Origin of the sequence: uncultured Roseivirga sp., assembly GCF_963973945.1 — a bacterium.
In the GTDB taxonomy this organism is placed as follows: Bacteria; Bacteroidota; Bacteroidia; order Cytophagales; family Cyclobacteriaceae; genus Roseivirga.
In genome coordinates this window covers 79176-90648 of sequence record NZ_CAXBBV010000015.1, presented here as the reverse complement: position 1 = coordinate 90648, position 11473 = coordinate 79176, and the positions used below count along the sequence as shown (strand labels likewise).

General features: G+C 39.5%; 8 protein-coding genes. 7 read left to right on the top strand and 1 reads right to left on the bottom strand.

Annotated features, from left to right (window positions below; all coding sequences use genetic code 11):
• Positions 1-219 precede the first annotated feature (219 nt).
• On the bottom strand, positions 220-2463 hold the full coding sequence (locus tag AAC026_RS18080) for a Tex family protein (RefSeq protein WP_339701040.1): 2244 nt from the start codon (positions 2461-2463) through the stop codon (positions 220-222).
• Between the two features lie 426 nt (positions 2464-2889).
• Here AAC026_RS18080 and AAC026_RS18075 point away from each other — a divergent pair, with 426 nt between their 5' ends.
• From AAC026_RS18075 to AAC026_RS18045, 7 genes are all read left to right on the top strand, one after another.
• Positions 2890-3345 carry a hypothetical protein gene (locus AAC026_RS18075; protein ID WP_339701038.1) on the top strand — a complete coding sequence of 152 codons (456 nt, stop codon included), beginning with the start codon at positions 2890-2892 and terminating at the stop codon, positions 3343-3345.
• Between the two features lie 231 nt (positions 3346-3576).
• Positions 3577-4080 carry a MepB family protein gene (locus AAC026_RS18070; protein WP_339701036.1) on the top strand — a complete coding sequence of 168 codons (504 nt, stop codon included), beginning with the start codon at positions 3577-3579 and terminating at the stop codon, positions 4078-4080.
• A 124-nt stretch (positions 4081-4204) separates the two neighbouring features.
• A complete protein-coding gene (locus AAC026_RS18065; RefSeq protein ID WP_339701034.1) occupies positions 4205-6046 on the top strand; it encodes a Xaa-Pro dipeptidyl-peptidase in 1842 nt (613 codons plus the stop codon).
• A gap of 877 nt (positions 6047-6923) precedes the next feature.
• A complete protein-coding gene (locus AAC026_RS18060; protein WP_339701032.1) occupies positions 6924-8039 on the top strand; it encodes a hypothetical protein in 1116 nt (371 codons plus the stop codon).
• Between the two features lie 495 nt (positions 8040-8534).
• A complete protein-coding gene (locus AAC026_RS18055; protein WP_339607707.1) occupies positions 8535-9101 on the top strand; it encodes a Crp/Fnr family transcriptional regulator in 567 nt (188 codons plus the stop codon).
• Between the two features lie 62 nt (positions 9102-9163).
• A complete protein-coding gene (locus tag AAC026_RS18050; RefSeq protein WP_339701030.1) occupies positions 9164-9622 on the top strand; it encodes a hypothetical protein in 459 nt (152 codons plus the stop codon).
• Positions 9623-9906: 284 nt separating this feature from the next.
• Entirely contained in the window at positions 9907-11151 is a 1245-nt protein-coding gene (locus AAC026_RS18045) for an alpha/beta hydrolase-fold protein (RefSeq protein WP_339701028.1), read from the top strand.
• Positions 11152-11473: the final 322 nt, after the last annotated feature.

The window sequence follows — 11473 nt, the reverse complement described above, 5'->3', positions numbered from 1 at the left end:
GATCAGGGATCAGGGATCAGGGATCAGGGATCAGGGATCAGGGATCAGGGATCAGGGATCAGTTAAGACTGAGTTTTTTCCAGCAATTTGAGTTCCCCACTTCACTGTTTTTTTTACTTTATTATTTCCTGATTTACTTGTTTACTGCTTTACTGATAACTGATTTCCGATTTATTGATCAACTGTTTTCTATTTTCCTGATCAACTAATCCCCCATAACTAACTACCAAATTTACCCCGTAAGGCAGCTAACTTACTGGCCATATCTCCTTCTGATTCTTTTTGAACTTTGGCTTTTGGTTTCGGCTTTTCGCTCTTCTTGACTTGAGGTTTTGCTTCGCCTTTCATTGAAAGTGAAATTCGTTTTCGGCTGGCATCCACTTCGAGTACCGTAACTTCTACCCTTTGCTGAACACTGACAATGTCGGCAGGATTGCTCACAAATGTATCGGACAAATGGCTGATGTGCACCAAACCATCCTGATGCACACCAATATCTACAAATGCACCAAAATTGGTCACGTTGGTTACAATTCCCGGTAGTTTCATGCCTGCCCTTAGGTCTTCCATGCTATTCACACCCTCCATAAAACTGAAGGCTTCAAACTGCTCTCTAGGATCACGACCTGGCTTGGCCAATTCGCTTAGAATATCCTTTAGGGTGGGTAAACCAATTTGATCGGTGATGTACTTTTTCAGGTCGATTTGCTTTCGGAGTTCCTCTTTCTGAATGAGGTCCGTAACCGAGCATTTCAAATCCTTCGCCATTTGGTTGACAATGGCATAAGATTCTGGGTGAACCGCACTCTCGTCCAAAGGATTGACGGCTCCGCGAATTCGTAAGAAACCAGCCGCTTGTTCAAAGGCTTTTTCACCCAAACGGGTTACATTTTTTATAGAGGCCCTGTCCTTAAACGGACCGTTCGAATTTCTGTATTCTACAATATTTTTGGCCAACTGTGGCCCCAAGCCCGCTACATAGGTAAGCAATTGCTCAGAAGCCGTATTGACTTCCACCCCAACGGCATTTACACAACTCATCACCACATCGTCCAATGAATGCTTTAATGCGCCTTGGTCTACATCGTGCTGGTATTGCCCCACTCCTATGGATTTCGGGTCAATTTTTACCAATTCCGCCAAAGGATCCATCAGCCTACGTCCAATAGATACCGCTCCTCGCACGGTAATGTCTTCATTCGGAAATTCATCTCTGGCGATTTGCGAAGCAGAATAAATAGAGGCGCCACTTTCATTCACCATCACCATGGTAATGGATTTTGGCAGCCCCAAGCTATTTACAAAAGTTTCTGATTCTCGGCCCGCAGTTCCGTTGCCAATGGCGATGGCTTCGATATTAAATTTCCCTGCCAAATGCTTAATGGTAGCGCCCGCTTTGGCGGTTTGTCTTTGTGGTTCGTGTGGGTAAATAGCTTCAAAATGAAGCAGTTGCCCTTGTTTATCTAAACAGACCAATTTACAGCCCGTTCTAAAACCCGGGTCGATGGCCATTACATTTTTACTGCCCAAAGGAGCTGCCATCAGTAGTTCTTTCATGTTTTTAGCAAATACCTCGATGGCTTCTTCATCTGCTTTTTTCTTGGAAATCATGCGTAGTTCCGTTTCCATACTCGGCTGAAGCAAACGCTTATAACCATCTCTAATGGCCAATTTCATTTGTTCTGCACTTTGCGAATTTCCTTGTATCAAGTGTCGATCGAGCAATTCAATAGCATCCTCTTCTGGCGGAACGGTATCCAACATCAGGAACATTTCGCTTTCGCCCCTGCGCATGGCCAAAACACGGTGCGAAGGAGCCTTGGCTACGCTTTCCTCCCAGTCGAAATAATCTCTGTATTTCTGCGCTTCTTCTTCCTTACCCGGATATACACGGGCTTTGAAAACGGCTTTTTCTTGGAAGAACCTACGCATTTTTGCCCTTACCTCCTGATCTTCATTGATCCATTCGGCCATAATATCACGCGCACCTTGTAAGGCTTGCTCAATATCTTCCACTTGCTTTTCAGCATCTACAAAGTCAGCGGCTTTGACGTAAGGATCAGCATTGGTTTGTTCAAAAATAAGTTTCGCTAAAGGCTCTAGTCCTTTCTCGCGGGCAATGGTGGCCTTGGTTCTGCGCTTTGGCTTATAAGGCAGGTAAATATCTTCTAAGCGGGCCATGGTTTCGGCCTCGTTTACCTGTTTCTCAAGCTCGTCTGTAAGTTTGTCTTGCTCTTTTAGTGACTTTAAAACCGCTTCTTTTCTTTTGTCCAGTTCGCGCAGTTGCAACACTCGATCACGAATGGACGCAATTTCAACTTCATCTAAACTGCCTGTTAATTCCTTTCTGTAGCGAGAAATAAAGGGCACTGTACCTCCTTGGTCCAAAAGTTCTACAGTGGTGGCTACTTGTTTTGGGTTGATAGAAAGTTCTGTAGCGATTCGCTGAAAATGTGCTTGCATGTACTGGTCGTGTTCTTAAAGGCAACAAAACTAAACAAAGATGAATTGCGAGAAAGGGTTTAAACCGAAAAGATGTAAACAATTCAGAGTTTAGAATTTAAGGATTTAAAGTTTAGAGTTTAAGGATTACGAATAAATTCTTCTTTGGAAGCGTTCAGGCTTTTCTATAAAGCATATACACATATTACTCACGAAGGATTGAAAAAATAAAATCACCCTTGGACAATATATACCTTCAGTAAACTTCCTTATAGCGACCAATATTTGGATGCTATAAGAAAGTTTTAATAAATTACATGAGATACATGAGCCAAAACGTGGCGTATACATAACGTTGTGCGCAATGTCTCGAACGACAGTAACAAAGAAAAACGGGAAAACTGAAAACCGATTAGAGTAAGCACCTTAAATTAAAACTGACCAAATATGACATCAACTTTTAAATTTTTACTTTCTGTGATTTGCTTTACAGCATTTTCGACTATTTCTGTTTTAGGACAAACAACTGATGAACAAAAGCTTTTGTACAAAACTGGAAATCCAGCAGATTGGCCTAAAGACCAAGATGCAGTTGTGTCTGCACCAAATAACCATAAAATTTTATTTGAAAATGACAAAGTAAGAGTTTTGGAAGTAACTCTTGCGCCAAAAGAATTAGAACCTGTCCATCATCATCAGTGGCCAAGTGTACTTTACATAATGGAAGCAGGAGATTTCATAGACCGTGATGGAGAAGGGAATATAATTATGGATACTCGTAAAATACCTGAACCTCTTGTTTTTCCTTTGACAATGTATAAGAACCCAGAAGCACCACATTCGGTGGAGAATTTAAGTGACACTAAAACAATTAGGTTGATTAGAGTGGAAATGAAGCCGTAAAAACTTCTACAGTTAACAAAATTACGAACGCATAACAATGGCTATAAATAATTGCTTGCTCTCGCCTACTTACGAAAATCTCCGCGAATTATCAGTTTGGTGTGTACTTGCAAACTTAATCGCTAAACCACGCTACTACTCATACACGAGACCGTTAAAACAAAGGTTCGGGCACTTTTGGAAAGCAACCACATTATTAATTTCATAAGTTCAGCGTCAATATTGAGTTAAATGCCCAACCCAAACCTCCAAATCATTACAGACAATTTCTACAAGCCACTACGCTTTGAACTCACCAACTTTGAAGCAGAAAAGGAAAGTCAAGATTACGGAGCCTGCACATTCGAGCTAAATGGTTTACAGATTGTGAGTAGAAATGCGAAGATCACTCCTACTAAAATTGGGCAGTTTGTTACGCTTTGGAAACGATTAAACAATGGCCCAATCCAGCCTTTTGATGTTTCGGACAGTTTTGATTTTGTAATCATCAATGTGCGTTCTGAAAATCAAATTGGGCAGTTCATTTTCCCAAAAAAAGTATTGATTGAAAAAGACGTTTTTACCACTCCTTCCAAAGAAGGAAAAAGGGCCATTCGGGTGTACCCTTTATGGGACAAACCTTTGAGTAAGCAAGCCCTCAAAACACAGCAATGGCAATTGGATTACTTTCTAGCGATTGATGAGGTCGGTAAAACGGATGTACAACGCGCCAAAAAGCTGTATTCAAAAGCCTAAACCTAATCTTCAAAGAAGCTAAATAAGGAGTATGGATTTGTCTTATTGACGGGCTTCGTCTATCTTCCTGTCATCGTCCCATTAGCTTGGACGCATTTGATTCTATTCTACTAAAGAAATGCTTATGAAAAAATCATCGGTACTGAATATAGCGGCTTACTTTGTGCTGCTCTTTTTGGGCTTTTTACCAACGGCCAATGCACAAAAGGCCGTTCCTGTATTCGAAAATGGCGAAGCACAGATTGTTCCCGCCTTCAACGATCCTGAAAAATGGATTCGACATGACCTTTGGGTTGAAACTGAATTTGACACGGATGGAGACGGCAAACCAGACCGTATGCATGTGGATGTTACCCGTCCGTACCAAACCGATACAGAAGGTTTAAAACTGCCGATTGTTTACGAATCGAGCCCGTACTTTGCCGGAACCGCTTCTTTGGCTGACGGTGTATTATGGAACGTTAAACACGAATTGGGCGCTACCCCACCTGCAAGGGTAAACCCTACAGTAACGCGCAGAGGCGAGCGACCAATCATTTCAAATTCTCAGATTAGAACTTGGGTGCCGCGCGGCTATATCGTGGTGCATTCTTCCTCTCCGGGCACAGGCCTTTCTCAGGGCTCTCCTACCGTGGGTGGCGACAATGAATCATTAGCACCCAAAGCGGTGATTGACTGGCTGAACGGAAGAGCAAAAGGCTACACCAGTCCTGACGGAAATGAAGAAGTAAAAGCATTTTGGAGCACTGGAAAAGTGGGCATGACGGGTACTTCCTACAATGGAACATTGCCATTGGCAGCTGCTACCACGGGTGTTGAAGGTTTGGAAGCCATCATTCCTATTGCACCGAACACCTCCTACTACCATTATTATAGATCAAATGGCTTGATTAGATCTCCGGGAGGCTATTTAGGCGAAGACATTGATGTGCTTTATGATTTCATTCACAGCGGTGATGAATCGAAACGTGCTTATAACAATAAGGCCGTAAGAGACACGGAAATGAAGAACGGCATGGACAGAATCACGGGTGATTACAATGACTTTTGGGCAGGCCGTGATTACTTGAATGATATGGGGCCAATGAAGGCTGCTTTACTGATGTCGCATGGTTTTAACGATTGGAACGTGGTGCCAGAGCATAGCTTACGTATTTCTGAAGCCGCCAAGGCAAAAGGCATTCCTACTCAAATATATTACCACCAAGGCGGACATGGTGGGCCTCCCCCTATGTCGATGATGAACCGTTGGTTTACGCGCTATTTACATGGCGTTCAAAATGGAGTAGAAAATGATGCGAAGGCTTGGATTGTCAGAGAAAACGACCCCAATGACAAGCCCACTGCTTATGCCGATTACCCGAATCCAGAAGCCAAACCTGTACAGTTCTTTTTGTCGAAAGGTGCTCCAAAAGCAGGTGGCATCAGCACAAAACGTTTGGCTAATCAAGGCAAAGAGACTTTGGTAGATAATTACTCTTTCTCAGGCTCCACTTTAGCCCAAGCCGAAATCACCGACCACAGATTGCTCTACGTTTCTCCAGTACTTACTGCGCCAGTGCATATTTCTGGTACCGTGAAGGTTTCCATTAAACTAGCGAGCAGTAAACCAGCCGCCAACCTTTCCGTTTGGTTGGTTTCCTTACCATGGACAGAAGGTAGAAACTCTAAAATTACCGACAACCTGATTACCCGCGGTTGGGCCGATCCTCAGAACTATAAATCATTAAGAGAAAGTGAGCCTTTGGTACCGGGTAAATTCTACGAAATGTCTTTTGAATTGCAGCCTGACGATCAAATCATTGCTGCTGGACAGCAAATTGGCGTCATGATTATGTCTTCCGACCGTGAGTTTACGCTTTGGCCAGCACCAGGCACCGAACTCACCGTTGATTTAGACGGCACCAGCATTTCCATTCCTATTGTAGGTGGCACAGCCGCTTTTGAAAAGGCAGTGAAGAAGTAATGAGTACTGTGTAATTGGTATTGCGTAAAAAAGATTAAAGCCCGTTTCTTCTGGTAGAAGGAACGGGCTTTTTTATTGGGTATCTCACTAATCCTCGTTTGCAACAATGATTTCAGAATAAGTCAAATTCACCTCTGCGTCACTCCGCGCTCCGTGCGGTTTAATGATCGTTCTGTATTGCTGAAAAACCCCGAGGCTTCGCGGGCTTACAGGGCAGCAAGCTTATTTGGTCAAAAAACATCAACTACAGAATGTTCAACACTAAGTCATTCCGTAGGAATCTTTTCACGACCCACAAATCAATTCCCTCTGTGTTTCTGGAAAAGACCTTTACAAGGTGACTGTTCTAGGCGGTAAACTATAAAACAAGCTATTCAGTGGCAGCCAAAATGGTTAAAACCATTGCTCAAAACATTCATTCCTATAGCCCACGGTTTAAACCGTGGGCTATGTGTTCCCCCTGCCTATCTCAACCGTTTTAACGGTTTCTACTGATAGACCGAGACATTCCGCCCTAACTATTCTTCTTCACCAACAAGCCACCTAAGGATGGAAAACGATATAGTCATCAGAACACCCTCATAGCCTGCACTATCCTCTCTTGTTATTGCCATTAAGTCCAGTTAACATATTATTCATTTAGCAATAGGAAATTTCTATATTGCTATTTGTCAGTTTATTATGCTTATTACAGGTCATAAACCCTGATTTTTTGCTAAAACTATAGGGCAATTGCCAACAAACACTACCTTCCATAAATTTACTGTGCTTTATGCATAGTCTGGTACGGCAAGGTGTTTTTACATAAAAGCAAAAAGTACAGCTTATGGGTGACGGTTGTCATTGAGTGTATTATTAATACTAAAAACTAAGAGATATGAGAAATGCCTTATGTTATGTACTCCTCTTTATTATTATTTCCTGTAAGCAAGAAGAAGTATTAGTCATTAATGATGAACCGAACGCTGCTTTCCCTTTAGTATTGTCAGTTAACGACATCGTTCCCGGTGAAATTCAGCTTACTAGTATCAAATTGCATCCTTCTTCAGAAGGTGGAATATACTTGGCAGGTTACAGCTCAGGAGTGAATATTAGTGATAAAGGACAACTTAACTGGCAAATCAATGAGAGAGTCTTCCATGACAACAATACAAAAGAAGTAGTCAGGCATGACATTAATGATAAAGATGTAAGAATATTTCAAATCAATAATATCGGGAAAGATCAACTGTTATATAGTTTTTCAAATGACCACGGTATACTAGGATCTTCCAGCTTGATCCGGATGGGTACTTCTCTTTACTTTTATTGGAGGACAGGACAACCAGGATATGAGCAAGTTGTCAATATCGCATCTCTGAATTCAGAGGGCCAATTAAACTGGAAGAAAGAAATTGACTTTGCGGATTATGTTTATGAAGATATCGTAGCACATAACGGCTTTTTGTTTGTGACGTATGGTGACCGTAATAATCTAACCAGGGTTAATGGTATTTCGGTGACCATTCTTAATGACTCAGGAGATATCGTTAACGATTTTGAGTTGACAACAGATTTGGCAGATTGGAATATCGCTGAAACGTTTGTAGAAATACAAGCAGACGATGGTTACATTTATTCCAATACCGCCAAAAATGATTCTGGGCTATTGCGCAAAAGCAGAATCGCAAAATATACGTACGGTGGCGAATTAGTGAGTGAGGTTGAGGTTCTTTATTCCAAAGATTTTCATGTTGTTGACAAGCAAGTATATACCGTTGGTAATGAATATGAAATTGACCCTGACACACGCAAAGGTCACCCATTCGTTATACACTTAGATGAAAATTTAAACGTTTTGAACATCAGGAAATTCGATAACATCGAGACCAGTTGGAATGCAATTACGGTTTCTAATGATGTGGTCTATTTCTATTTTCACACATATACATGGAATCCTGAATCACCTCTGGCACCTGATAGCCTATATATAGATACGTTAACGTTCAAATAAGGGGAGTATCAATTTTCAATGCATCCAATTCTCAACTGAGTGTAGTCTGCAACTAGGCTTTCCCACTAATCCTCTGGTCTTAGCGAGACGCTATCACTAGCGGGGTAATAGCCTACAAAATGGTTAAAACCATTGCTCAAAACATCCATTCACATAGCTAAGGATTTAAACCTTGAGCTATGTGCTCCCTTTCCAATTTCAACCGTTTTAACGGTTTCTACTGATAGACCGAGACTATTCTGCCCTTATTGATCTCACTTTGGTCTTCGCCTCTCCCTTAAATCCGAATTGTCATTGAAAAACTAACAGATGTAGATTTGAGTTTAAGAATAATGAATAGTTAAAAAACTGCCTAGAACACCGAATATGGCCAATTGAAAAATGGAATAGAAAATTAAAAAATCCGGCATGTGTTCAACCGAAAGGATAATGCTAATTTGCACGCAACGAGCCATATAAAAGACCGCTAGCCACTAGCAAATTAAAACATTGTGAATGAACGAAATCAGAAGGTTTATTGAAAATATAACTCCAATGAACGACTCTGATTGGCTGTTTTTTTCTTCAAAGCTGCAAGAAGTAAAACTCAAAAAACATTCTATTCTATTAAATTCTGGAGATGTTGAGAATCATTTATCCTTTATATCAAAGGGAATAGTCCGACTGTATATACCAAGAGAGGAAAGTGATTTAACTTTTGGCTTTGTATTCGAAAATGAGTTTGTCACAGCTTACGATTCATTTTTAACACAGGTTCCTTCCGAATATCAAATTGAAACATTGGCCGAAACAGTTCTTTGGAAAATTTCTCTCGAAGACTTACAAGAAGTTTATGAAAGGACAAGCAGTGGAAACATTATCGGACGTAGAATGGCTGAAAACATGTTCTTACTAAAATCTAAAAGAGAACTTTCTCTATTGAGCAAAACAGCAGAAGAAAGATATTTGGATTTGTTCTCCAGCCGTCCAAAGTTACTACAGCAAATTCCATTAAAATATATTGCCTCGTACATTGGTGTTACTCCACAAGCATTGAGCAGAATAAGGAGGCGCATTACTTAACTTGGGTTCATTGTATCCACCTAAGTGTTTTCTGAAATTTGTATTTCATACTTCAGAAAAACATGAAACCACTAATTCTACTTTTACTAAGTTTTACAGTCTCGATTTTTGTAATTAAAATCATCAAAACAGAGTATGATTTTGCCTTATCCGCAAGAATTGCAATGTCGATAATGCTTCTTTTTACAGCCATTGGACATTTTGCCTTTACGAAAGGAATGTCAATGATGATACCTGAATTTGTTCCTTTTAAAGAAAGCGTAGTTTACTTAAGCGGAATATTTGAAATTCTGTTAGCATTAGGTTTACTAATTCCTAAATTTCAAACAGTATCTGGGTGGGCACTTGTTATTTTTCTCCTGCTAATGTTACCAGCCAATATATATGCTTCTATGAACAAAGTGAATTACCAAAAAGGGACATTTGAAGGAAATGGTCTTACTTATTTGTGGTTTAGAATCCCATTACAATTCCTGTTTATTGTATGGACGTATATAAGTGCAATCAAAAGTAATTTCTAAGAGTATCAAGTCAGGGCTAACAAGGTATAGAGATACTAAGGGTTAAACATCAAGCCCAAAGGACAGCTCAAGCCTTAAAAAAATTCTCAACGTGTTCTTTACCAATGGGTCAAGAATCATAACACGATGTTTTTCGGAAAATTAAGTATTCATTCAGGTGAATGAGTAATTAAAAAGCTACGTTTATACTGGCGTATCATTTATATAGGTAAATAAAAAATTTCAAGGATATACGTCACTTTTGTGACTAATACATAACGTGGGCACTAATTGGAAAACATAAAATGACAAAAATCTATTTCATAATAATTCTTCTTTTTACAGTAAACAGAGTTGTATCCCAAAATTTATACGAAGAAAAGGGGTTTGGCAGTTCAATAATTCTAAAATCTGAAATTTTACAAGAAGACAGAGATATTCAAGTTTTCTTACCTCTTAACTACAACGGGAATTCAAAAAAGTATCCAGTTCTTTATGTGTTAGATGCCCAGCGCTATTTCTTAAATGGCATCGCATTTCAACAAAACCTTACTTGGCAGGAAATTGCCCCAGAATTCATTGTTGTTGGAATTAATACTGACCCGGTAAAAAGACGTAATTTATTTTATGAAGAGTCTTCTAAGTTCATCCAGTTCCTAGAAGAGGAACTGATTCCTGAAATAAACTCAAAATACGAAACACTCAATGAGCGAATTTATTTTGGATGGGAAATGGCAGCGGGACTCGGTGTTCAGATATTTGCGAACAAACCTTATCTTTTTAAAGGTTTTCTTTTATCAAGTCCTACACATATATCAAAAGATCGCTTAGAAAGCGTAAGCAAAATGTTGAAAACTAATACGCAAAATGAGTTAAAGCTATACACGGCATTAGGAACTGTTGAAAATTGGGCAACAGAATCCATGTCTTCCTTAGATTCTATTTTTCAAAGGCATCCAGCAAAAAACGTACAATGGAAATACAATCTTTCAGATAAAGAGAATCACTACACAACTCCGTTGACTACTATAAATGAGGGGTTGAAACTATTTTTTAGTGACTATGGACCAATCCGATTTTATTCAATTAATGAGTTCTTAGATTTTGGTGGTATTAAAAGACTTAAAGAACACTATCAAGATAGAGGTAGAAAATATCAAATTTCAGAAGAGATTCACGCTGACACAAAACACTATCTTTTGTTACAAGCTCATAAAGAAAACAATTTTATAATATTTAAGGAGCTAGTATCGGAAATGGATGGGAAAAAATTCATTAAAAATTACTATCGACAAGCTAGCTGGTTCAGTAGGTTTTCTAGTTTTTATCTTGACAATAATAAATTGGAAGACGCTCTAGAAATTTTAGAATTAGGGCTCGAAAAATTTCCCAATACTTCAATTTTACAAAATGAGATGGGAAATTATTTTAAGCATGGTGGAGAACTAAAAAAAGCAGAGAAATGGTATAAAGAAGCCATTGCTACTGCAAGAAAAAATAGAGAGCCTGAATTATCTATGTATCTAAAAAACTTAGAGTCATTACAATAAGACGTCACTCGGCACAACCGAGCGACTGGCTGTAGTAGCCTATAAAATGGTCAAAACCATTGCTTCAAACATTCATTCCCATCGCCCAGGGTTTAAACCGTGGGCTATATGCTCCCCTACCAATTTCAACCGTTTTAACGGTTTCTACTGATAGACCGAGCATTCCATTAATCCTCATTTGTAACGAAGATTTAAGCCAAACTCACTGAGGCATAGTATTACTACATCTCGTTCTAACCTTATCATCTCGCCTTCTTTTACTCTTAGCGAGACGTTAAAGCTAGTAGAACCTATATACTGATAAAGAAATTTTAATAAATTA